The 23302-nt window shown below is 29.2% G+C and carries 23 protein-coding genes and 1 pseudogene; 4 read left to right on the forward strand and 20 right to left on the reverse strand.

Translation table 11 applies throughout. The features are described 5' to 3' along the window. Positions 1-21: 21 nt before the first annotated feature. From H8891_RS10085 to prdR, 17 genes and pseudogenes are all read right to left on the reverse strand, one after another. Entirely contained in the window at positions 22-768 is a 747-nt protein-coding gene (locus H8891_RS10085; protein WP_187006360.1) for a class I SAM-dependent methyltransferase, read from the reverse strand. Further along, the gene (locus H8891_RS15330) at positions 755-1003 is read right to left on the reverse strand and encodes a small, acid-soluble spore protein, alpha/beta type (protein WP_330604972.1); all 249 of its coding nucleotides are present in this window, start codon (positions 1001-1003) and stop codon (positions 755-757) included. Before H8891_RS15330 ends, H8891_RS10085 begins: the two co-directional genes overlap by 14 nt. 71 nt (positions 1004-1074) lie before the next feature. After that, a complete protein-coding gene (locus H8891_RS10095; protein ID WP_187006362.1) occupies positions 1075-2193 on the reverse strand; it encodes an amidohydrolase in 1119 nt (372 codons plus the stop codon). A 204-nt stretch (positions 2194-2397) separates the two neighbouring features. Beyond that, the gene (gene hpt / locus H8891_RS10100; RefSeq protein ID WP_021126538.1) at positions 2398-2937 is read right to left on the reverse strand and encodes a hypoxanthine phosphoribosyltransferase; all 540 of its coding nucleotides are present in this window, start codon (positions 2935-2937) and stop codon (positions 2398-2400) included. A 75-nt stretch (positions 2938-3012) separates the two neighbouring features. Then, positions 3013-4317 carry an L-cysteine desulfidase family protein gene (locus H8891_RS10105; protein ID WP_187006363.1) on the reverse strand — a complete coding sequence of 435 codons (1305 nt, stop codon included), beginning with the start codon at positions 4315-4317 and terminating at the stop codon, positions 3013-3015. Between the two features lie 179 nt (positions 4318-4496). Beyond that, positions 4497-6272, reverse strand: a complete 1776-nt coding sequence (locus tag H8891_RS10110) for a sigma-54 interaction domain-containing protein (protein WP_330604971.1) — start codon at positions 6270-6272, stop codon at positions 4497-4499. Then, on the reverse strand, positions 6265-6414 hold the full coding sequence (locus H8891_RS10115; RefSeq protein ID WP_187006365.1) for a hypothetical protein: 150 nt from the start codon (positions 6412-6414) through the stop codon (positions 6265-6267). Before H8891_RS10115 ends, H8891_RS10110 begins: the two co-directional genes overlap by 8 nt. A 35-nt stretch (positions 6415-6449) precedes the next feature. Next, the gene (locus H8891_RS10120; RefSeq protein ID WP_330604970.1) at positions 6450-7019 is read right to left on the reverse strand and encodes a class I SAM-dependent methyltransferase; all 570 of its coding nucleotides are present in this window, start codon (positions 7017-7019) and stop codon (positions 6450-6452) included. Positions 7020-7147: 128 nt separating this feature from the next. Next, positions 7148-7783 carry a single-stranded DNA-binding protein gene (locus tag H8891_RS10125; RefSeq protein ID WP_147546756.1) on the reverse strand — a complete coding sequence of 212 codons (636 nt, stop codon included), beginning with the start codon at positions 7781-7783 and terminating at the stop codon, positions 7148-7150. A gap of 192 nt (positions 7784-7975) precedes the next feature. Continuing rightward, positions 7976-8848, reverse strand: a complete 873-nt coding sequence (locus H8891_RS10130; protein WP_187006366.1) for a sulfite exporter TauE/SafE family protein — start codon at positions 8846-8848, stop codon at positions 7976-7978. A gap of 111 nt (positions 8849-8959) precedes the next feature. Then, positions 8960-9967: a proline racemase gene (locus H8891_RS10135; protein ID WP_021130144.1), complete on the reverse strand. Its 1008-nt coding sequence runs from the start codon at positions 9965-9967 to the stop codon at positions 8960-8962. A 27-nt stretch (positions 9968-9994) separates the two neighbouring features. Then, a pseudogene (gene prdD, locus H8891_RS15335) lies at positions 9995-11233 on the reverse strand (proline reductase cluster protein PrdD). Positions 11234-11290: 57 nt separating this feature from the next. Continuing rightward, the gene (gene prdB, locus H8891_RS10150; RefSeq protein WP_147546764.1) at positions 11291-12016 is read right to left on the reverse strand and encodes a D-proline reductase (dithiol) protein PrdB; all 726 of its coding nucleotides are present in this window, start codon (positions 12014-12016) and stop codon (positions 11291-11293) included. A gap of 16 nt (positions 12017-12032) precedes the next feature. Further along, positions 12033-12305 (reverse strand): CBO2463/CBO2479 domain-containing protein, encoded by a 273-nt coding sequence (locus H8891_RS10155; RefSeq protein ID WP_055340599.1) that lies wholly within the window; start codon positions 12303-12305, stop codon positions 12033-12035. Positions 12306-12342: 37 nt separating this feature from the next. Continuing rightward, positions 12343-14223 carry a D-proline reductase (dithiol) proprotein PrdA gene (gene prdA / locus H8891_RS10160; protein ID WP_187006367.1) on the reverse strand — a complete coding sequence of 627 codons (1881 nt, stop codon included), beginning with the start codon at positions 14221-14223 and terminating at the stop codon, positions 12343-12345. Positions 14224-14241: 18 nt separating this feature from the next. Next, positions 14242-15528 (reverse strand): proline reductase-associated electron transfer protein PrdC, encoded by a 1287-nt coding sequence (prdC, locus tag H8891_RS10165; RefSeq protein WP_187006368.1) that lies wholly within the window; start codon positions 15526-15528, stop codon positions 14242-14244. Positions 15529-15860: 332 nt separating this feature from the next. Further along, a complete protein-coding gene (gene prdR / locus H8891_RS10170; protein WP_187006369.1) occupies positions 15861-17624 on the reverse strand; it encodes a sigma-54 dependent transcriptional regulator PrdR in 1764 nt (587 codons plus the stop codon). A gap of 247 nt (positions 17625-17871) precedes the next feature. Between prdR and H8891_RS10175 the strand changes: the two genes are divergently transcribed. The 3 genes from H8891_RS10175 to H8891_RS10185 all read left to right on the forward strand — a co-directional run bounded on the left by H8891_RS10175 (position 17872) and on the right by H8891_RS10185 (position 19067). Continuing rightward, positions 17872-18036, forward strand: a complete 165-nt coding sequence (locus H8891_RS10175) for a hypothetical protein (protein WP_187006370.1) — start codon at positions 17872-17874, stop codon at positions 18034-18036. Positions 18037-18142: 106 nt separating this feature from the next. Next, complete coding sequence (locus H8891_RS10180) at positions 18143-18346, forward strand: alpha/beta-type small acid-soluble spore protein (RefSeq protein WP_187006371.1); 204 nt, start codon at positions 18143-18145, stop codon at positions 18344-18346. Positions 18347-18515: 169 nt separating this feature from the next. Next, the gene (locus tag H8891_RS10185) at positions 18516-19067 is read left to right on the forward strand and encodes a DUF4364 family protein (protein WP_147546774.1); all 552 of its coding nucleotides are present in this window, start codon (positions 18516-18518) and stop codon (positions 19065-19067) included. Here the strand turns inward: H8891_RS10185 and H8891_RS10190 are convergent. Beyond that, complete coding sequence (locus H8891_RS10190; RefSeq protein WP_187006372.1) at positions 19054-19920, reverse strand: YncE family protein; 867 nt, start codon at positions 19918-19920, stop codon at positions 19054-19056. The genes H8891_RS10185 and H8891_RS10190 overlap by 14 nt on opposite strands. 137 nt (positions 19921-20057) lie before the next feature. Here H8891_RS10190 and H8891_RS10195 point away from each other — a divergent pair, with 137 nt between their 5' ends. Continuing rightward, the gene (locus H8891_RS10195; protein ID WP_187006373.1) at positions 20058-20309 is read left to right on the forward strand and encodes a TIGR03905 family TSCPD domain-containing protein; all 252 of its coding nucleotides are present in this window, start codon (positions 20058-20060) and stop codon (positions 20307-20309) included. Positions 20310-20364: 55 nt separating this feature from the next. Here the strand turns inward: H8891_RS10195 and H8891_RS10200 are convergent, their stop codons facing one another. Together H8891_RS10200 and H8891_RS10205 are read right to left on the reverse strand one after the other, a co-directional pair. After that, positions 20365-21660, reverse strand: coding sequence for a bifunctional folylpolyglutamate synthase/dihydrofolate synthase (locus H8891_RS10200; protein WP_187006374.1), 1296 nt, complete (start codon positions 21658-21660; stop codon positions 20365-20367). Positions 21661-21766: 106 nt separating this feature from the next. Then, complete coding sequence (locus H8891_RS10205) at positions 21767-23062, reverse strand: RsmF rRNA methyltransferase first C-terminal domain-containing protein (RefSeq protein ID WP_408637164.1); 1296 nt, start codon at positions 23060-23062, stop codon at positions 21767-21769. Positions 23063-23302 lie beyond the last annotated feature (240 nt).

Raw genomic sequence — 23302 nt, forward strand, 5'->3', positions numbered from 1 at the left:
TCAATTTAAACTAATTAATATCTATTTTTTGCAAACAAAGAATATTCTCTCTGATTCTTCATTTGGTTTGTTAAATGTAAAGTCTCCATATACTTTTATATTCCCAAATCCAGATTCTTGAAGCATCTCTATTATTTCTTCTTCTGTATAAGCTCTTTGTTGATGAACTTCTTCGAATTTATCATATCTTTCATCTTCACCTTTTATAAAGAATGCTAATTCCATTTCTAATAAATTCTCTTCATCATCAAAATAGTTTTGCCATAGATATGAAACATCTTCTCTATTTTCTCCATATATATTTCCACCTAATATATTGGCAAGTTTATAATATGAACTTATATCAAATATGAATATTCCATCATCTTTTAATAGTTCATAAGTTGTATCAAATACATTTTGTAAATCATCATCATAAGTTATATAGTTAAATCCATCGCAAGCACATAATACACAGTCAAGCCCTGTTATATCAAAGTCTAGCTCTGCTATATCTTGTTGTAGTAAGACTAATTCTATTCCTTGCTTTTCAGCTTTTTCTTTAGCTACACTTAGCATTTCTTCTGATATATCTATACCTGCTATATCATATTCTTTTTTAGCTAAAGGTATAGTTATATTTCCTGTACCACAAGCTAATTCAAGTATATTTTTAACTTTAGCATCTTCATTTTTAATTATATCTTCTATATATTTAACCCATTTGTCATAATCAACATCGTTCATAAGTTCATCATAAACAAATGCAAAATCTTTATACTGATCCATCGCCTTCGTCCTTCTCTATTTTTTTCTTTTTCTTTTTACGGGACGTTAACATACCTCCAATACGCCCTGCTTCCTTGGCAGTTAATCCTCCCCAACCAAGCTCAGAAACCTTGTCCATTAAGCCAAGTTCTGATGCTATCTCATATTTCATTATATCATCATCTGTCAATATTCTTTTTTTCTTCCTAGCAGTTTTAGTTCTTGGTTTATTTATATCAATTTTTTTATCGTTCACAAAAATCACTCCTTCATTTTGTATTCTTATCATATAAGTAAAATTTATACAAAGTAAGGAGTGATTTAGTATTATAATAAAGCTTTTTTATATTTTAGTAATTTTATATATATATCTAGTGCATTTCCTAAGATGCTTTCATCAAAATTAAAATTTAAACTGTGAAGTCCATTTACAAATCCTTTTTCTTCATTTCTTGCACCTAACATAAAAAATAATCCTGGTATTACTTGTTGATAGTATGAAAAATCTTCAGATATCATTATAGGTTCTAGTTTTATTAACTTATCTTGCCCTATAGCTTTTTCAAATTCTTCATATAAAGCTTCATTATTATTAACAGCTGGATAATCATCTCTTATTTCAACGTCAATTTCACAGTTATATGCTACTTCATATCCTTTAGCAAGTTCTCTAATTCTTTTTTTGATAGTTTCATACACTTCTGGTTTAAAAGCTCTTATAGTTCCTTCTATTCTTATATTTTCAGCTATTATATTTCTTCTAGTACCTCCATGCATCTTACCTATTGTAAGTACTGCATTATCTAGGGGACTTATATTTCTAGATACTATAGTTTGTAAGCTTCCTATAAAGCTAGAAGCTAAAACTATTCCATCTATACCATTTTGAGGCATCGCTCCATGACCACTTTTTGCTTTTATATCTATGTCTAACTCCCCAACTTGAGCTAAGAAATAATTAGGTCTTGTGCCTACATAGCCTTCAGGTATTTCTGGGTATATGTGAAGTCCATAAATTTCATCTATATTATATTTTTCAACTATACCTGCTTTTATTAAAGGCTTGGCCCCTCCTGGACCTTCTTCTGCAGGTTGGAATATAAACACTATATTATCTACTAGATTTTCTCTTTGTTCATTTAAGTAAGTTACAAGTCCTAATAAAACACTCATATGACCATCATGCCCACATAAATGCATAGCTGTATCCCCCATAGTAAGAGCATCCATGTCAGATCTAAATGCTATTGTTTTAGTAGGATTTTTTCCTTTTATTATACCTACTACTGCTGTATCTAAATATTCTTCAAATTCAACACCTATATTTTTTAAATAGTTTTTTATATAATTACTAGTCTTAAATTCTTGATTACCAATTTCAGCTAGTACATGTAATTCTTTTCTATTGTTTTTCATTGATTCTTTTATATTAAATATATTGTTCATATAATTCTCCTTTTCAACAATTTATCTTTTTTTAATTATACCCAATATATATTACCTTGGTATTGCTATTAATGCTTAACTTTATAAAATTTATTGTTTTTAGTGCTATATTATTAGATTTTTATTAAAAAACAACTTAAGTATACATCTAAAAAATTAAGTTTTAGTAATAAAAAAAGATTGGATTAATCCAATCTTTTTTTACTATCTATCTTCATTAGTAACATTAAATACGTAAGGTACGTTTCTATAATAATCTCCGTAGTTTAATCCGTATCCTACAACAAATTTGTCTTCTATTTCAAATCCACAGTAGTTAGGTACTAATTCTACCTTTCTTCTACTTGGTTTGTCTAAAAGAACACAACATTTTATACTAGCTGGGTTTTTAGTTTTTAAGTGACCCATAACAAAGTTCATAGTAAGTGCTGTATCAGTTATATCGTCTACAACTAAAACATCATATCCTTCTATATCATCGCTTATATCCGCTACCATATTAACTTGGCCAGTACTACTTTCCCCATGTCCATAACTTGAAGTAGTCATAAATCCTATTTTAACAGGTATTGTTATGTGTCTTACTAAGTCTGCACAGAATATAAAACTTCCCTTTAATAAAGATATAACCATTAATTTTTTACCTTCATAATCTTTAGATATTTGTGCACCTAATTCTTTTAGTCTTTCTTGTATTTGCTCTTCAGAACATAATACTTCCCATTTCTTAGTTTCTATATCCATGTTACAACCTCCGGTATATAATATTATATCTATTTTATAGGAGTTTTCTTAATTTTGCAATGTCTTAGATAAATATTAGTTAGCTTTATTCATATCATCCATTACACTTATTATAACCTTATCAGTTGTAGTCATACCTTTATCACTTACTCTACCTAAGTTTTGTATACTTTGCTCTGCTCCAGTTCCAACTATTCCGTTCATTGGAGGTACTATACAATCTTGTTTAGCTATTATAGCACTTTGTACTGCTGCTGATGCTGCTGATGCAAGTTTTAAAGCACATCCTGCTTTAGCTCCATCACATATCATACCACTTAGGTTTGCAACCATATTTTCTATTGCACCTTCTATTTGAGTCTCGCTACATCCCATTAACCAAGCTAATCCTGCTGTAGCTCCTATACTTGCTGCTACTCCGCATCCACAAACTGCAGATAATCTTCCTGTATAGTTTTTAACGTATGCAGTTAATAAGTGAGATATAGCTAATGATCTAGCTAACTTATCTTCTGTTTGAGGGAATTTATCATTGTATGCAACTATTGGAAGTATAGCTGTTATACCATGGTTACCACTTCCGTTAGAACTCATAACTGGTAGTTTTACCCCTGCCATTCTAGCATCTGATGCAGCTGCTGTTATCATCATAGTGTAGTTCATTAAGTCATCACCTAATAATCCATCTTCTATTGATTTTTTGATACCAAATCCTACACCTACACCAACTTTTTCATTTAATCCGTACTTAGCTATCTCTTCATTCATAGTTATTCCATCTAATAAGAATTTTATTTCTTCAAAATCTACAGTTTCCATAGCTTTTACTATTTCTTTTATAGTTATAGTATCTAATATATTTTCTTTAGGCTGAGTTGATGTTGCTGCAACTTCAACTACTTCTTCATTTAATAAAACATCATCATTTTTTTGTACAAATACTATATTGTCATGTTTAGTTCTTATAACAACTTTAGAAGTATTGTTTTTACCTTCTAATATAACTTCTATATATACTTTTTCATCTGTATCTATTGGTGATATATTTATATCATTATTATCCATGAAGTCTTCTGCAACTTTAACATCATCTTTAGTTAATGTTTCTAATACTCTTAATCCATTTTCTGATTTTCCACCGATAAGACCCATTGCTGCAGATATTTTTAATCCTAATCTATCAGTTCCTGGTATACCTACGCACATACCGTTTTTATATACATTTGGGCTAAGTCCTATTGTACATTTTACTACATCTTCCCCTAATGTTTCTTTTGCTTTAGCACATGCTAATGCAACAGCAACTGGCTCTGTACAACCTAATGCTGGTTTAACCTCAGCTCTTAATATGTTAACTAATTTTTCTTGTAAATTTTTCATTTTTGATCTCCTCCTAGATAGCTATAAAATATTTATGTATTTTATTAAAAGCAAGAACCATGCCAAATGAAAATGTTTTTTTAAAGCTTGAAATTACTATATTTAAAATTATATTTCGACACTTTTTTATCATTTTAGTCTCATTTAGAAAAAAAATAGTCTCAAAATGATATTAAGTATCATTTTGAGACTATTTTATATTTATCTATTTTTCTATACAATGTAGCTCTAGATATACCTAAGGCTTTTGCTGCTAAATCTTTATCTTTTTTATAATTCTTATATTTTTCTAAAGCTTTTATTATTTCATTTTTTTCCAACTCATCTAATGTAACAATTTGTTCAGTTGTATTTATATTTAATTCATTATTTGAATGGCTATGTTTTATTCTATTTGGTATATTATCAAGATTTATTGTGCTACCTTCACATCTATTCACACTATACTCTATAACATTTTGTAATTCTCTAATATTACCTGGCCAACTGTATTCACAAAGATATTCCATTGCTTGAATATCTATACCTTCTACATTTTTACTTAACTTGTTTGAGTATTCTCTTATCATATATTCTATAAGAAGGTGTATATCATTTTTTCTTTGTCTTAAGGTTGGTAAAACTACAGGTATCACATTTAATCTATAATATAAGTCTTCTCTAAACGTTCCCTTTTTTACCATATCTTCTAAATCTTTATTAGTTGCTGCAATTATTCTAACATCTATAGTTACATTATGTTTAGCACCTATTTTGTCCACTTCTTTTTCTTGTAATACTCTAAGTAACTTAGCTTGTAAGTGTAAACTCATATCTCCTATTTCATCTAAAAATATAGTTCCTTTATCAGCTAATTCAAACTTCCCTAAACTTCCGCCTTTTTTAGCTCCAGTAAATGCTCCTTCTTCATATCCAAATAACTCACTTTCAAGTAAATTATCAGGAATTGCTGCACAGTTTATCGCGATAAAAGGATTTCCTGATCTATGACTATGATTGTGTATAGCTCTTGCAAATAGTTCTTTCCCTGTACCACTTTCTCCTGTTATCAAAACTGTAGAACTGGTTTTTGATGCCATTAAAGCTTCTTCTTTAGCTTTATTTATTGCATAACTATTTCCAATTATATTATCTAAAAATATTCTATGGTCATTACTCATTTTATTATAGTTTTTTATAGCATCTACCCTGTCTATAAAATCTAGGACATATCCTTTAAGTTCATCATTTAATATTATAGGCTTTATATTATAAATCCCCTTAAATTCTTTACTATCTCCTCTATAAATAAAGTTATAAGTTTTATCATTATTTATACTATTAAAGTTATTTAGTTTTATAAATTTTAATACATCTCCTATAAAGCTACCTATTATATCACTTTTTATATCAAATACTTCTTTAAACTTTAAGTTGTATTTTTCTATATTAGCATTTACATCTAAAGATACTACTGCCTTATCCATGTTATCTAATAAAGTTTCTAGTTTTTTCTTTTCTAATTCTACTTCATAGGTCTTTATTTCTGCTTTTAATTTACTAGATATTAAGTCTGCCATTTTATGTAGGAAATTCATTAAATCTTTTTTTCTAAATTTAATTACATCTGCTTGTTCTTTTGTAAATGCAATTAAACCTATTACCCCATAAGACTTATTATCATAAACTATCGGACAACATACTTCAGCAAATTCTTTGCATACTCCACTACTATAACATTCATTACATATTTTATTGCTTTTTGGGTCTTCTATTATTAATTCTTTTTTAGTTGTTAATGAATACTTAAATGCTGAATATGCCCTTAACTGTTGACCTATTTTCTTAAAATATGTACCTGTGCCTGCTATTCTTACTAAGTTTGAATCTACTATAGTTACATCAATTTCTAAAACAGATGATATAGCTTCTGCTATATTTTGTATGTCTCTTTTTATAAAGTTTAAATTAATCATATTTTCCATCCCTTAGTCTATCCTTGTACATTAGTAATTTCATTTCATTAAGTGTTTTGTATATCTTATTTAAAGTATACTGTATTGATACTAATATTACAAATAACATGACTATAATTATCATACTATAATGTATTTTCATTAAATTTCCTCCTATAACAAAAGACCAGGTATAACCTAGTCTTTAATAATTTTTCTTCCTATATAAATATACTTATCACTATTTAAATTTTCTAAAACACCTTTAAAGTTTGAATGTTCAAGCTTTTTTACAATCTCTTTAGGAGAATAATATTTTATACGTTCTCCGAATAATCTGTGTTTGATACATTTTAATTTTATCTTAAATTTTTCTAAATTGGGATCTTGCAAAATAACTTCTCCATCTGGATTTAAAACCCTGTGGATTTCTTTTAAAGCTTTATTTTGGTTATTAGTATAGTTGAATTGACTTAATACAATCACTTTATCAAAAAATTGGTCTGAAAAAGGTAATAATTCTAAGCAGCCCTTAACTACACTACAATTTTCATTGTGCACTAAAGAGTAGCATATGTCATGATATGCACTATCTTCAAGTATAGTAACATGGACGCCCATCATCCTTAATCTCTTACCTAAGGTACCTATATTTCCCACCAGAAGGATTTTTTCTCCTATAGTATATCTTATCATATTTAATATGTCTTCTTCGGCATCCTCTGCAGAGTAATTTGATTCGTAACTCCATTGTACTACGCTTTTCACAGTGCTCCCCCTTCTACTTTTCAGTGTTTGTTTTTACATCATAGAATAGATTATAATAAATCACGAGCAACTATTCAATAACCATTTTAAATAATTTTTTTAATATGGTTTTCCTAAACGTAATATATTTAGTTTATATTATTTTCATCTAATCTTTTTATTTTTGATATAGAAACTTCATAAGCAACTCTTTTTTCAACCTCTCCATTATCAAGTTTCTTTTCATAATCTCTGCTTTGAACCCTACCCCACATTTGTATTCTATCGCCAACTTTTAAATTCTTTGCAAATTTAGCATTTCTTCCCCATACTATAGATGGTATATAGTCAGATTTGTTATATGGTCTATTTATAGCTACAAGTAAATCTGTTATTTCTCTTCCTAAAGGAGTTTTTCTGTAAATAGGATTTTTACATACATATCCATCTAAGAAAATACTATTTGGGTCTTTAGTGTCTTCCTCTACATCTTTTATTTCTCTAGCAAAAACCGTTAATACTAATTTATTTTTGCTATCTATATTTTTGTTATATGATCTTAATTGACCAACTACATCAATTAAGTTATTTTCACTTAAATTAACTTCTTGTAATAGTCTTTCTGATATAGTTATAGGCAAAACATCATATGTATCACTTAATCTATGTATTTTAATTTTTGCACTATAAAATTTCTCCCCAAATATTTCATGGCTAAATGTCAATTCTTCTTCAAGTTCTCCTCTTAAATTTACTATGTTAGTATCTTCCTTTAAATTTATCATATTATTCCCCCCAAAATTGTTAATTACCATATTTTATCTTGAATCTATATAATAAATATATTTATATGTGCTTAATTTTATTACTGCTTTGTAAAAAGAAAATACAATAAAACACTTTTTATATGGCAAAAAATAAAAAATATACCGCATCTTAAAATACGGTACATTTTTTATTTTATCTAATTGTCTTATCTAAGCTCGTTTGCTAGTTAATGCTTTTTTTAACATAGTTATTGAAGTGTATGCTATTACAATTATAACTAACCATCTTAAGATTTCCATAGGCATTGATTTAACAAAGTAAACAGCTATTATTACCCCTATAACCCCACCTATAGATATAAGTAAAGAAGTTTTCTTAGCATATGCTTCTTCTTTTATGAACTTAACACTTGCTATTGGCATTAATAATGCACAAGATCCCATCATTATAGGGAATGCTACTTTAGGAGACATTCCTAAGAAATAGACCATAGCCATACATGGAGAATATAATCCAACTCCTGCAGTCATTAATGCTCCAAATATAAAGTTACCAACAATACCTATAACAAGCTTATAACCAGTTAATCCAGTATCATTTCCTCCTCCAGGCATTAATCCTAACTGAGCTAATAACATTAATATTGCTGTTACAGCTAATGCAAGTCCCATAACCATTTGTATTTTTCTTTCATCCATCTTAGCTATTATACCAGCTCCTATATAAGACCCTGCTACTGCAGCTGCTAATAAACTTATTAAAGTTATTGCATCTACATCTATAACAGTAGTAAATATAAAAGCCTCAACAACAACTGGTATAGTATGACATACATTTAATGTTCCTGGTAATAATCTATCATGTATATTTACTTTTAATACATTCATCATTGCCACTGTAGGCGCAAAAGAACCTATACCTAAGGCATCAAAAAAATCTGTTACAAATCCTGTTAAAAGAGCTTTCCATGCTGCTACGTTTTCAAACTTGTTTGATGCCTTAGCTTTTAATAAATCTCTAAAGAAATTAAAACTAAATAATGATATAAAAGCTGCTAATAGAAATCTTACTAAATTTAACATCCTATAATTCCTCCTACTGATATTAATTAAAAATGTCTTACACAATAAATATGATTAAATACTATAAAAGCATTTAATCATATTTATTATAAGTCAATTTTTAGCACTATACTACTTTAATATGAATCCATATTTTACCGGGTCTTCATCATCAATAACAAAATGGTTAAATCCTGTTATATATGCAGCTCCTGTTATTTCAGGTATTATAGCATCATAATCAGCTACTTTATCAGTTCCTACTACCCTTCCTTTAAATAGTGTTCCTAATATACTTTCATATACGAATAATTCGCCCTCTTTTAATTCACCTTTTGCATGTAGTGTTGCAAGTTTTGCACTTGTTCCTGTTCCACATGGAGATCTATCCACTTGTCCTTGTCCAAATATAACTACATTTTTATAAGTAGCTTCTGGATGAGTTGGCTCATCATATATTTCAACTAAATCTACAGTTTTTATATGAGATAATTCTGGATGTTGTATTTCTATAGTTTCATTTATTATATCTCTCATTTTTAAACCTATTTCAGTTAATTTTTGAGCATTTTTAGGTTCAACTTTTAATCCTAATTCGCTAGCTTTAACTATTGCAAAGAAGCTTCCACCAAAAGATATATCAAAAGTTACTGTTCCTATTTCAGGCATTTCTATTTGAACATCTCTTTTATATAAAAATGCTGGTACGTTTACTATAGAAACTCCTTTAACTTTTCCATTTTCTACTTTAGCTTCACCTTTTACTATACCTGCTGGAGTATCCATTACAACGTGAGTTACAGGCTCTTTCATTTCTACCATACCAGTTTCTACAGCAGCAGTTATAGCTCCTATTGAACCATGTCCACACATGTTTAGATATCCTCCACCATCCATGAAGATTATTCCAAAGTCTGCTTCTTCATGGCAAGGTTGAGTTATTATAGAACCAAACATATCATTATGTCCTCTTGGCTCTAGCATTATAGCAGTTCTTAAATGGTCTAGATTGTTTTCTAAGTAAGCTTTTTTCTCAGCCATTGTTTTTCCTTTTATATTAGGAATTCCACCTGTTACTATTCTTGTTGGTTCGCCCATTGTATGAGAATCTATCGCTTGTATACTTCTTGAAAATTTCATTGTACAGCCCCCTATATATTAATTTTTTTATTTCTTATTTTTCATTTTTAATTTTAGAAAAGCTAGTGCTTTTTTTGCATCTAACTCATTTACTGTGTTTTCGCCGACAACTTCAGTTTCTATCCCCTCATCTGATTTATTAAAATCTACTATTGTATCCATATATCTATTGGTAACCACAAACTTAGCTTGTGTTCCATTAAACGTAAGTCCAACTAGTGGGATATCTCTTTTTCCAATTTCCTCAATAGTATTAGCATAATCTACATGTGAGTTTCCCCACCCATCACAAGAAATTATAACTCCATCAGCTCTCATAGCTTCTAGCCATGCAGCTGTTCTTTGTCCAACAAATTCTTTATCTTTATTATCTTGTGGTGTTCCTACTACTACTATTCCTAAAAGATCTATATCTTTGTCATTCCCTACAATATCTAAAAGTGGATCTCTAAAGTGGTGTAGAGATGTTTCTTTGGTTGATGGTCCTATTCCCATAATCTCACCTCATTAAGTCATAGCTCTCAAGGCACCATCTCTATATTCATTAGGTGATATTATCATTGGCACATTTTTTATATCTATTATTGATGTACCATTCTCAAAGCCACTAGGTTCTTGAGAAAATAGCTGATTATCATACATTGCACCTTGTCCTGCAATTTGTTTTACTATGACAACTTTTTTAGCATTCGGTCTTATTCTGTCAAAATATTCACGAACTTGCGTAGCATCTCTTCCATCTTGCTGTTTTAAATCTTCTCTTATAGTTTGTATAAATTTATCACAAGCTCTAAAAGCTGCTAATGGAAGCTTTCTTTCATATGGTAAACCACCTTTAACAGTTACATCAAAATGTATTATATAATCGTTAACAGAAGGGGTTCCTGCTCGTCCAAATATCATCTGCTTTGATAATATTCCTTCAGAAGAACCAAATTCATGCATCTGTCTTCCATCTTCATCTACTCCTGTAAGCATTACATATACACCTGTCAAAGTATGTGTTATTCCTTCTCCAAGTCTTCCTAAAACTTTTGTAGATATAGGAATTATATCCATTATGGTATTAATTTCTTTGTCATAATCTCCAGGCTTGATTATATCTACTTTTATATCTGTTATTAATTCTTCCTGTTTAAGAATTTTTTTTATGTAATTGTTATTTATAGATAGAGTACCTTTTTTAATTGAGATTTTATCATTGAATTCAACATTATTTATATGAAATGGTTTAATGACTAATCGTCTAAGTATTTTCTCTTCCACGTATATCACCTTTTATATAAGCCCTCCTCTAATTATAGAGAAGGGCTATGTTATCTATTATACTTGAGCTACGTACTCGTATGGTAATTGTACTATTTTACCAGCAGATGGTATTTTAACTAATTGCTCTAAAGTATCTCTTAATATATGTGTTTGCATTTCTACGTTGTTTGGTTCACCAGCGTTAGCACCCATTGGAACTAATGGAGCAACTGCTCTTGGAGTTCCGTTTTGTCTAACTACTGGAGGAAGAGCTGCTATTATTATAGTTGGTATACCAGCTTCTTCTATTGCTCTCTGCACGATCACGGCAGTTCTATGACAAGTACCTCAGCCAGCTGTTAGAACTACAGCGTCTACTCCCTCTTCTTTTAATCTTTTAGCTATAGCAGGACCAGTTTCTTCAGTGAATTTAGTTTGGTCTCCACCACCACCCATAAATCCTATATGAACTGGAGCTACAGATTTTATGAAACCTTCTTTAGCTAATTCATGTAATCTATCTATAGGGAACATACAGTTTATATCTTTGTTAACGTCAGCATTATCATATCCACCATGAGATACCATCATCTCATCAGTAGTTGCTGTATCTGGTATTTCTCTATAAGTAAAGTCACCTGCTAAGTTAAATCTCTTATCAGATTTTAAGTGTACACCTGCTGCTGTAGCTAAAGCTATAGTCATATCCTTTAATTCTTTAGTTACAGGAGTCCAAACTGGAGGAGGTGTTATCGGAACATATATTTCAGATTGAAGTCCTTTTATTGTTGTAAGGCTCATATTTTTCCTCTCCCTTCTATTTATCTAAATCCTCTTGGTTTATTTTTTTATTTCTTTCTATTATGTCAACATATTTTTGATTAGGTTCTGGACTTAATACTTCTGGATAACTTAACATAAATCCAACCTCAAGACCAAGCTTAAGTTCATAGTCAGTTATAAGCATTCTTTTCGGTATTTTAAATTGGCCTAATCTGCCTTTTAAGTCTATAGTGACCCCACCGTCAGTTATCTCTACTATTACTCCTTCATACATTCTTTCAGTTGATATATATTTTAATCTATCCATTTTCATTCATCCTTCCATAATCAATTAACGTCTTTTACTATTTAGCGTCTTTTTCGTATATATTTTTTCTTTTTTCACTCATTGGTAATGTTTGCTCGTTTTCAACAAGATCTATTTTCTTACCAGTTTCTTTTTCTATTAATTCAACGTTATTTAATTTAACGTTAGCATTCCATTTTCTTTCAGGAGCTTTAACTTCTTCTCCACCCATTACTGTTTTTAACATTGCTAAAGATCTTATTGCATCTTCTGGGCATAATGTATTGTTTGATAATATTTCATTTTCAATACCTTGTTTAGATTTATTGTTATCTATCATGTATTTCATGTATTCGTTACCAACAACTAGAGCACCTTGAACAGCTGAGAAACTTACACCTACTACAGCTACTCCTCTTTTACCTATTTGTTCTATGTGAGAAGCAAAGTCTATATGATTGTTTCCGAATCCTTCAGTTGTTACTATAGCACCATCAACACCCATAGCCTCTATCATCATACCTAATCTCTTAGATACATAGAATTTCTCAGCATTAACTTGAGGAGATCCTACAAATATAACACCTACTAAATCTATTTCTTCATCATGCATAGCTTCTATTACTAATGGCTCTCTCCAATAATGTCTAGAGTTTTCTTTAGATGCAGGTCCTATACAAGTTAATGCATGTATACCACCATCTAATACTTCAAGTGGAGATAATACAACTGGTACGTTTCCTAAGTCAACGTTTGGCTTAGCTCCTAATGTTCCAACTGGCTCTACAGGTAATATTAAGTTATCATGCATTGCCCCTTGTCCCATTATCTCTTTAACTACAACAACTTTTTTCTTACCAGGTCTTCTATATTGAGTTAATTCTTCAGTATCAACTACTAAAGATTCATCAGCTTGTTTTAAAGCTTCTCTTATTTCTTGAGTTATATAATCAGATGCACAGTGAGCAGCTAAAGGTCCTGGTCTTTCCATGTTAGTTCCTGCTTTAACTGTTACTTGAGTTTTGATGAATATATCACCTTTGTCAGGAGCACCTGGTCTTCCCCACATTATATTAGTTTCTAGTACACCTTCTGAAGAACCGAATTCACCTATTTGAACTCCATTCTCATCTGTACCAGTTACCATCATTATAACTCCATCTATCACTCTAGTTACACCTTCACCTATTTCTCCTTCTTCTTTAGTAGCTATAGGTTGAACGTCCATTATAGTTTCGCTATATTTGTTATATTCAGCTGGAGTTATTATTTCAAGTTTCATATCAACAACTAATTCTTCTGAATCTACAGCTTCCTTAGTTAACTCTTCTGGTTTTCTTAAATATAAAGTAGTTCCTTCTATTTTAGTTTCTTCAGCGAAAACTACTTTGTCTATTTTAAAATGCTTTTTAGTTAAGCTTCTTATTGCTTTAGCTTCTTGAACAGGTTCAGCTTTAACTTCTACAGCTTCTACAGTTTCAGCTACAACTGGTGTTGCTTGTTGTGCTACACCCATACCTTGAGCTACTGATAGAGGTATTTCTAAGTTTATATCTCTACCTTCACCTATATGTATTTTTATAGTTTGTCCACTTGCTGCTACTGGAGCTACAGGTGCTACAGAAGCAACTGGTGCTACTTCCTTAACTTCTTCAACTTTAACTTCTTCTTTAGCTTCTTCTTCTACAACTATACCTTCTACACAATCAGGTGTTAGTGGAGTTAAAGCATCAACAGTTTTAGTTAATTTAGCTCCTAAAACTTGTTCTATTTTTAAACAATCATCAGTTATTGTTAATAATCCTGAATCCTCTAAGTCAGCAAATATTGCTGGATCTTCTAAATTTGATGGTTCTAGCACAGTCCCTGCTTCAAATCTACAGCAACAAACCGCTGGATCTTTAGCATGAGCTTTAGCTGTTTCTACAGTTATTGACATTTCTAATACCTCCTAGCATTATTTTTTTCTTCTATATAATCTATGTCCCGAAGCTCTTAATACATGGTCTGTACTATGGTATACAGGCAAACCTAACCTAGGCGCCACTTGCATAACTGTGTTTGTTCAGTCTTCGCAGTTACCTATTAGTACAGCTTCAGCTCCTTGACTCTTTAACTTAAGAACTTTTTCTGCTTGACCTGGGCATATACCTGGTAAATCACATCTAAATCTACCATTTACCTCTGTCATTCTCTTACATTTTTCTTCAGCTACAACTTCAGCACCCATTAAAGAGGCTATTTGTTTTAATCTGTCTTCTTGTGCCCCACATTCGCATGCTATTATTCCTAACTTTCTGCTTTCTTGTGGAAGTGGCATTGATACTAAAATTCCTCCTAGCGTCTTAGTGATAGGGCTTTCCTCTTCACCATGTCTTCCTGTGAAAGGTCCTCCTAAAACTATTTCTCCATAAGGTTTTATAAATCCACCACATTTTTGTATATATGTTATTACAGGCATTCCTATTGGAACATCCATAAATACCTTGCCATGATTTTCTGCCCCTACAACTCTTCCTCCAACAGTTATATCCTTAGTTATAAAAGGTTTTCTTTCTTCTATTGCTTCTACTATACGCTTTATTGTTTCAACGTTAGAAACTACAGTTTTAGCTTCTATTGGAAGTTGTCCTGGTACAAGAGTTATTCCTAATAATTCTCTTATTATTACTCTTTCATCACCAGCTGGGTACATATCTGGTAAATATTTTAATTCTATATTTGGTTCATCCTTACAAGCTTTTCCTAAAGCTAATATTGCTTTTTTATACTTAGGCTTTACAGCTATATATGCTTTATCTGCTTTAGTTATATCAAGCATATACTTTAATCCTTTTACTATTATTTCAGGATTATTTTCCATAAGTTCTACATTGTGCCCAAGTACTGGTTCACATTCAGCTGCATTTGCTATTATGCAACCTCCTGTAAGATCTACATTAAGTTTTATATGTGTAGGAAAACCAGCTCCTCCTGCACCAACTATACCTGCTTCTTTTATGGCTTCAAGATTATTTTCAGTTTCTTTAATCTTTACAAATTCTTCTGGTTGATTTTCATCCGCTTCTATTAATATAGCAGAGTCTGTTATATCAACTACTTTACCATAAACACTAGAGTGTATGTTAGCACCTAATCCTTGAGGTTCAGCTACAAGTTGTCCTTTTTTAACTTCACTTCCTACCTCAACTATCGGTTTACACGGAGCCCCTACATGCTGTCTTAATTCTATCTTAAGCATCATGGATTCTACCCCCTGACTATTTTATTTAACACTATTTTATTATTAGCAATTACCATGCCAACTTTTTAATGTTATTTATTTTTTTGATAATAAATCATTTATTTGTTTATAAAATAACATTTTTCGACACTTTTCCCACTTTTATATTCATATAAAATACCTACTTTATATTATTTATCATCAAAAAATCCCAACAAATTACGTTTTCCCACCTGTGCCGTCTAATTTCTGACACTTTTACAAAATCATTTGTAAAAATATTTAGTTATTTTTATCACAGACCTCTATATAACTACCCCTTAAGTTAACTTTAAATAATGTCAGTTTTTCGTCTACTGTCTATTTTTAGACACATTTATATTGTATTGTTCTATTTTATAATATAAAGTTGTTCTTGGTATATTTAATATTTTAGCGGCTTTAGCTTTGTTTCCACTTGCCATTTCTAATGCTTTTTTTATAGTTTTTATCTCTAATTTACTTATTGCTTGATTTAAATCTAGAGGATAATCTTCATTTATATTATTTTTATCGCTTGATTCTACAATGTACATAGGTATATCATCTTTCTCAATTATATTCCCTCTAGATAATACAACTATGTTCTCTATAGTATTTTTTAACTCTCTTATATTACCTTTCCAACTGTATCTTTGAAGGATATCCATAGATTCTTTGCTTATTTTTAATTTTTTTCTATTATTAGATTTGCAAATTTCTTCTATAAATTTATCTACTAATAGTAATATATCTTCTTTTCTTTCTCTTAATGGAGGCAAATCTACTTCTATTACATTTAATCTATAGTATAAATCTTCTCTAAACTTACCAGCTTCAACCAATTCTTGTAAATTTTTATTAGTTGCAGATATAATTCTAGCATCTATTTTTATATTTGTTTCTCCCCCGATTCTTCTCACTTCTTTTTCTTGTAATACTCTAAGTAATTTAGCTTGCATACTTAATGGCAAATCTGCTATCTCATCTAAAAATACAGTACCATCTTTAGCAAGTTCAAATATACCCATCTTACCTTTCTTATTGGCCCCAGTAAAAGCTCCAGCTTCATAACCAAAAAATTCACTTTCAAATAATTCTGATGGTATAGCACTACAGTTTACAGGTATAAATTGACCTTTTCTTTCGCTATAATCATGTATTGCTCTTGCAAAAACTTCTTTTCCTGTTCCACTTTCTCCATATATAAATATACTACTAGTAGTCTTTGATACCCTCTTTGCAACTTCTTTCGCTCTTTCTAACTTATAGCTTCTCCCTAAAATATTATCAAAACTTCCTTTTGATAAATTTTTCACTTCATCTTCTAAATATTTTAATCTATCATTTGCTTTATCTAATTTTTGAGAAAGCTTTTTAGCTTCAGTTATATCAACTTCCGTACATACAACTCCTACAAATTCAGAGTTTATAAATATAGGATTTGCATCTACCAATCCGTAAACATCACTATCTTCAATTTTATATATACCGCTTTCTCTAGTTTTAGTTTTTAAAACTTTAGATGATACAGTTGCTCTAAGATACGTTTCTATACTCTTTCCAACCACATGCTCTGACTTTATTCCATATCTATTTTCCATAAACTTATTCCAAAGAACTACTTTTCCATCTGTATTAATAGCACATATACCTTCTTTTATCTCACCTATAATATGCCTAATAGTTATTCCATAATCTTCTAGTTCCATGTATAAAAAATCTCTTATATGCCTTTGATTTATTACTCCTATTAATTTTTTATTTTCTAAAACAGGTAATACTCCTATATTATTTTTCATCATTATATTTCTGCATTCATCTAATTTTGCATACATATCTATAAATATTAAATCTTTACTCATAATATTTTTTACTAATTCATTTTTATAATCTTTGCATTTTGCAGATAAATTGCATATATCTGTCAGAGATATTATTCCTTTGATGCCCCCATTTCCATCATCAACCATAATCTCTCTTTCATTTTCTTTTACAATTAAATCTATAGCTTGCCCTAAAGTAATATTCTCATCTACCAATACGAATTTCTTACTCATTACGTCTTTTACAATTTTAGTTTCTGGTACAGAAAACATCATAACCTCCCTAAAAACACTTATTTATAAAATATATTATACTATATAGATTATATTAAAAAATATTTGAACCTAAATTTTTATATTTATTTAAGTGTCTAAAAAATTCACGTTATCCATATTAAAAATAAAATTTCTTTATTCATAACTACTTTACTACAAGTTTATTTTTTCAAAAAATTACTACTAAATTAATTTTGTTAATTGGGAAAATTAATTGTAATACATTATAAAGGTGGTGTTTATATTGAATAATTTAAGAAGTGAATTTGGTGTATTAAAAGGAAAAGCTGAAAATAATGAACAAAGAAGTGTAAAATTAAATAGTACTCATTTCCTAAGAGAGGCCCATGGAATACAGGAAGGTATAAGAAAAGATAGAAAAATAAAGATCAATAAAAAATTCAAATAAAATTTTTTAAATATGAATATAAAATTTTATTTTGGTTAAATTAATATCAACGATAACAACACAATTGTTATCGTAAGACATCTAACATTTAAGGAGGAAATTTACTATGTCATCATCATCTAGAAAAGCCGTTCCAGAAGCTAAAGCAGCATTAAATCAAATGAAATTAGAGATAGCTAATGAGTTAGGTTTATCAAACTATGAATCAATAGACAAAGGTAACTTAACTGCTAGACAAAATGGTTATGTAGGTGGATACATGACTAAAAAGCTAGTAGAAATGGCAGAAAAACAAATGGCTGGCAAATAAGTAGTAAATTAGACATCAAGGAAAAAGGCTACCTGTATAGGTAGCCTTTTTGAATGATTGCATATAAAAATCACATATATGGGCTTACGTAATTCTTAATTTGTACTTTTATTTTTATATGTTTTAGTTTAATATAATTATATAGAAACATTACACGGAGGATGATATTATGTTTGAAAACTCATCTGAAGAATTAGCTTACCATAAGTTATTAATTTTATATGTTTTACAAAAAACAAATATGGATTTAACTAATTCTCAAATTACTCAAGTTATTCTTGAGACAGAGGTAATGAATTATTTTTCATTACAGCAATTTCTATCACAACTTATGGATTCTAACTTCTTAAAAATATATGAAGATTCAAATAAGGAGTATTATACTTTAACGCAAAAGGGTATTGAAGCTCTAGAATATTTCCTATCTAGGATTCCTGCTCAAATTACGGAAAAGATAGATGAATACATTAAATTAAACAAAGAAAACTTATTAGCTGATACTCAAGTTAAATCTAGTTTTGTTAGACAAAGTGATAATGAATACATAGTAAATCTAAGAGTTATTGAAAATCAATCTAACCTAATAGATTTAAATTTAAATGTGTCTTCCGAAAAACAAGCTAAACTAATATGTGATAATTGGAAAAAGAACGCATCTTATATGTATGCTGAAGTAATAGACTTGCTTATTACAAGTAAAAAAGAGCCTACACAAATATAATAGTAGTAGGCTCTTTTCCTACCTTGATTTCATCCATTAACTTATTTTCATTTGTTTTATATACTTTTATACTATTATTAGTAGTATCTGTTACAAATAAATATTTGTTATCTTTAGATAACTCTAATCCTTGAGGATTTCCATCAATTTTTATACAGTTTAAATACTCATATGTATTATAATCTAAAATCCTTATAGCTTTATATCCTAAATCTGCTATATATATAAGTTCATTTTCATAGTCTATACAAATTTCAACAGGTATTAATAAATTCTCTATAATATCTACTATCTTTAATTCATACTTATCTAAAACTATTATTTTACCATCTAAGGTAGAAGTATATATTAAATCCTTTTTATTATCTATTCTTATATGCCATGCTTTATAGTCTATATTTATCTTCTTTTCTATACACTTTTTTATTATATCTATACACAATATAGAATCTATACATGGCACATATAATTTATTTGATTTATTATCAAACGCAAACCCATGAGGCATATTATCTACGCTAATAACACCTATAGGTTCTAATGTATTTTTATTTAAAACGTATATACTGTTAGAATCCTCATTTGCTATAAATAACTCATTTTCACAAAGAGATACTTGACTAAGATTTCCGCCTATAGATACAGAATCTATAATCTTGTCACTTTTCATATCAAAAACATATAACACTCCATCAAAAGAACTAGGTATATATATTATATCCTTTTCTCTATCTATACAAAAATGATGAGGATATATATCTGGTCCTAGGTTTATTTCTTTCTCCAAACTAAGAGTTTTATAATCTATGACACTTATGCTTTGTGATAAATAATTAGATGTATATAGCTTCAAAATAAAACCTCCTTACTAATAAATTGTACTACCATAGTATATTGCTTTAAATACTTGTCTTATTACTAATTTTGTTCTTGAAATAGATTGTCATTCTTTGATATTATTTATTTAACACAACTTGGGAGGAATTATAAATGAAAGTAAATTTTAAGCCATCAGGGGTTTGTTGTAAAGAAATAACATTTGATATTGATGAAAATAACATAGTGAAAAGTGTTAATTTTGTAGGTGGATGTCCTGGTAATTTAATAGGACTTAAACATTTAATCGAAGGAAGACCAGCAGATGAGATAGCTGAAAAATTAGCAGGAATACCTTGCGGAGGCAAATCTACATCTTGTCCTGACCAATTATCTAAGGCATTACGTGATCAATTATCTAAATAATAATAAAAGAGTTTGAAGCTGAGGTATTATAATCTCATTTTCAAACTCTTTTTTGTTACATATTATTAATTATTGTTCTAACAGTTCCTATCATATATAAAGATCCTGCACTTATTATTACATCTTCTTCATTAGAATTATCTAAAGCGTAAGTAACTGCATCTTTTATATTAGGTTTGCAAACTACTTCTATATTAAACTTATTTATTTTTTCTTTAAGTTTATTAGCATCTATTGCTCTTGGATTATCAGGTATAGTTGTTATCACCTTATTAAATCTAGGTATTAATATCTCTAATACTGAATCTATATCTTTATCTTCAAGCATACCTATTACTAAAATTTTATTTTTACCTTCAAAATATTTATCTATAGACTTTGCTAAAGACATAGCCCCTTCTTCATTATGAGCTCCATCTATTATAAACATAGGGTTTTCTTTAATTTTCTCTATTCTTCCTGGCCACTTAGTTTCAATTAACCCTTTTCTTATACTTTCTTCCGATATATTAATATTTTCATTTTCTTTAATATAATCTATAACATTAAGAGCTAATACAGAATTTTTTATTTGATGCTCTCCAATTAATTTTATCTCTAGACTTTCATACTTTCTTCCATTTACAATACAGTCATATTTTTGATAATTAACATTTGACTCTTTTATATTTATATCGTCAAAATTACATTCTATATATTTAGATTGTTTTTCACTACATATATCTTTTATAACTAATTTTGCTTCTTCCTTTTGTGGGTATGATATAGTTGTACAATTTTCTTTTATAATTCCACCCTTTTCATAAGCTATTTTTCCTAAGGTATCTCCTAGAATTCCTGTATGGTCTAAGCTTATCGATGCTATAACACTTACTAATGGTTTATCAATTACATTAGTAGCATCATATCTTCCTCCAAGCCCTACCTCTAAAGCTACAAAATCTACTTTTTCTTGATTATAGTAATAAAATGCCATTGCTGTTACTATTTCAAACTCAGTAGGATAGGAATATCCTTCGCTGACCATGACTTCTATCTTTTCTTTTATTATTTTCACTATCTTAGCTACTTCATTTTCAGGGATGTTTTCTCCATTAACTCTTATTCTTTCTGTAAAAGTTTCTAAAAATGGAGATGTATATAATCCAACCTTGTATCCACTCTCTTTTAATATCGTTGATATGAATGAGCATGTTGATCCTTTACCATTAGTTCCAGCTACATGTATTATTTTAAGGTTATCTTGAGGATTTCCTAATAGCTCTAATAATTTTTTTATATTGTCTAGACCCAATCTCATTCCAAACTTATGACTTTCATGTATATATTTTAATGCTTCATTATAGTTCATATCATTCCTCCATACTGCGTTAATTAAGTACTTTTATTTATATGATACTTAATTTCGTCAAAACACTTAATTAATCCTCTACAAATACATTGTTTTCACACACTAATTAATAATTTATTCTAAGTCCTTTTGGATAATGATTTTTTAATACTCCATTTGATTCTTTTCCCCATCCAATAGGAACTCCTTCTACTGATACTAAGACCCAACCTCTACTTTTTCCTGTATTTATTGTATTTCCTCTTAAATAGTCTAAAATTTGATTATCATCAACTTTGAATTCTTCTACATTCTTTACATCTTCTAATTTTAGATAATGAGATAGTGCATGAGATGGTTCAAATCTATTTTTCTTTAATACTCCTAAGTGAAGTCCATATCTTAATACCTTCAATTTTTTTGTATCTGGAGATTCTTCTGGAATTAGATATAAGTTTTCTCCTCTTAAATCAAATTTATTTCCTATATTTACATTTAAAAACTTCTTTTCAAAATCTTTATAATCTTTTATTTCTTTATCTAATCTTTTTGTTTTTAACTCTTTAGTATTACAGTCTTCATCTTCTAGTTTTTGTATTTTTGCTACAAAATGACCTTCTCCTTTTACTTTATGAGGCCATACTCTATCCATTTCTATTAGTTTTGCATTTTCAAATTCTTCTATAAATTCATTTATTATAGTTTCATTTTCTTCTTTTGCAAATGTACATGTTGAATATACTAATATCCCACCATTTTTAAGCATTTCATATCCATCTCTTATTATTTCTCTTTGTATAGATTGACACTCTAGTACCTTTGCATATGACCAATCTTTTATTGCTACTTCATCTTTTCTAAACATACCTTGTCCAGAACAAGGAGCATCAATTACAATCTTATCAAAATATCCTGTAAATACTTTTCTTAAGTTGTTAGAATCAGTGTTAGTTATGATACAATTTTTAGCTCCAAATCTTTCTAAATTTTCTCCTAGAGCTTTTATTCTTATAGGATTTATTTCATTTGAAACTAACAGTCCTGTATCATTTAATTTAGATAATATATATGTAGATTTTCCACCTGGAGCAGCACACATATCAAGCACCTTATCTCCTTCTTGTACATCTACTTTTGGTACAACACTCATAGCTGATGGTTCTTGTAAGTAATATGCTCCTGCTTCGTGAAGTGGATTTTTTCCCGGTCTATCTACAGTTTCATCATAGTAAAATCCTTCATTAGCCCAAGGAATTTGAGTTAAGTTAAATAAATTTAAATTTAGTAATTCTTCTTTACTAATTTTTAGGGTGTTAACTCTTAATCCAGTTGTTTTTGGTTCTTCATAACTTTTTATAAAATCATCATACTCATCTTTAAGTATTTCCTTCATGTCTTCTAAAAATTTTTGAGGTAGTGTTATTGTCAATGTGTATCGTCCTTTCTTTAATTCATAATACGTATTTCATGCTATATCTATATTAATCATATATATTCTATTTTATGATTTTATACAAACTATAAACATTATAATAGATTATCTACTTTATGTCATCAAACAAGATAAATCAACTATAATGGATGTATATAATCTTATTACATTTAATTTATACTTTTCTATTTTATAAAAAAAGAAGCTAATCTCTGTTACGAGATAGCTCCT

The organism is Paeniclostridium hominis (assembly GCF_014306135.1).
In the GTDB taxonomy this organism is placed as follows: Bacteria; Bacillota; Clostridia; order Peptostreptococcales; family Peptostreptococcaceae; genus Paraclostridium; species Paraclostridium hominis.

Bases quoted from the DNA above. Each gene is read 5' to 3' on its own strand.
- H8891_RS10085 (WP_187006360.1), bottom strand. From the start codon at position 768: ATGGATCAGTATAAAGATTTTGCATTTGTTTATGATGAACTTATGAAC.
- H8891_RS10095 (WP_187006362.1), bottom strand. From the start codon at position 2,193: ATGAACAATATATTTAATATAAAAGAATCAATGAAAAACAATAGAAAA.
- hpt (WP_021126538.1), bottom strand. From the start codon at position 2,937: ATGGATATAGAAACTAAGAAATGGGAAGTATTATGTTCTGAAGAGCAA.
- H8891_RS10105 (WP_187006363.1), bottom strand. From the start codon at position 4,317: ATGAAAAATTTACAAGAAAAATTAGTTAACATATTAAGAGCTGAGGTT.
- H8891_RS10110 (WP_330604971.1), bottom strand. From the start codon at position 6,272: ATGATTAATTTAAACTTTATAAAAAGAGACATACAAAATATAGCAGAA.
- H8891_RS10115 (WP_187006365.1), bottom strand. From the start codon at position 6,414: ATGAAAATACATTATAGTATGATAATTATAGTCATGTTATTTGTAATA.
- H8891_RS10125 (WP_147546756.1), bottom strand. From the start codon at position 7,783: ATGATAAATTTAAAGGAAGATACTAACATAGTAAATTTAAGAGGAGAA.
- H8891_RS10130 (WP_187006366.1), bottom strand. From the start codon at position 8,848: ATGTTAAATTTAGTAAGATTTCTATTAGCAGCTTTTATATCATTATTT.
- H8891_RS10135 (WP_021130144.1), bottom strand. From the start codon at position 9,967: ATGAAATTTTCAAGAAGTATACAAGCGATAGATTCTCATACAATGGGC.
- H8891_RS10155 (WP_055340599.1), bottom strand. From the start codon at position 12,305: ATGGATAGATTAAAATATATATCAACTGAAAGAATGTATGAAGGAGTA.
- prdA (WP_187006367.1), bottom strand. From the start codon at position 14,223: ATGTCAATAACTGTAGAAACAGCTAAAGCTCATGCTAAAGATCCAGCG.
- prdR (WP_187006369.1), bottom strand. From the start codon at position 17,624: ATGTTTTCTGTACCAGAAACTAAAATTGTAAAAGACGTAATGAGTAAG.
- H8891_RS10180 (WP_187006371.1), top strand. From the start codon at position 18,143: ATGTCATCATCATCTAGAAAAGCCGTTCCAGAAGCTAAAGCAGCATTA.
- H8891_RS10185 (WP_147546774.1), top strand. From the start codon at position 18,516: ATGTTTGAAAACTCATCTGAAGAATTAGCTTACCATAAGTTATTAATT.
- H8891_RS10195 (WP_187006373.1), top strand. From the start codon at position 20,058: ATGAAAGTAAATTTTAAGCCATCAGGGGTTTGTTGTAAAGAAATAACA.
- H8891_RS10200 (WP_187006374.1), bottom strand. From the start codon at position 21,660: ATGAACTATAATGAAGCATTAAAATATATACATGAAAGTCATAAGTTT.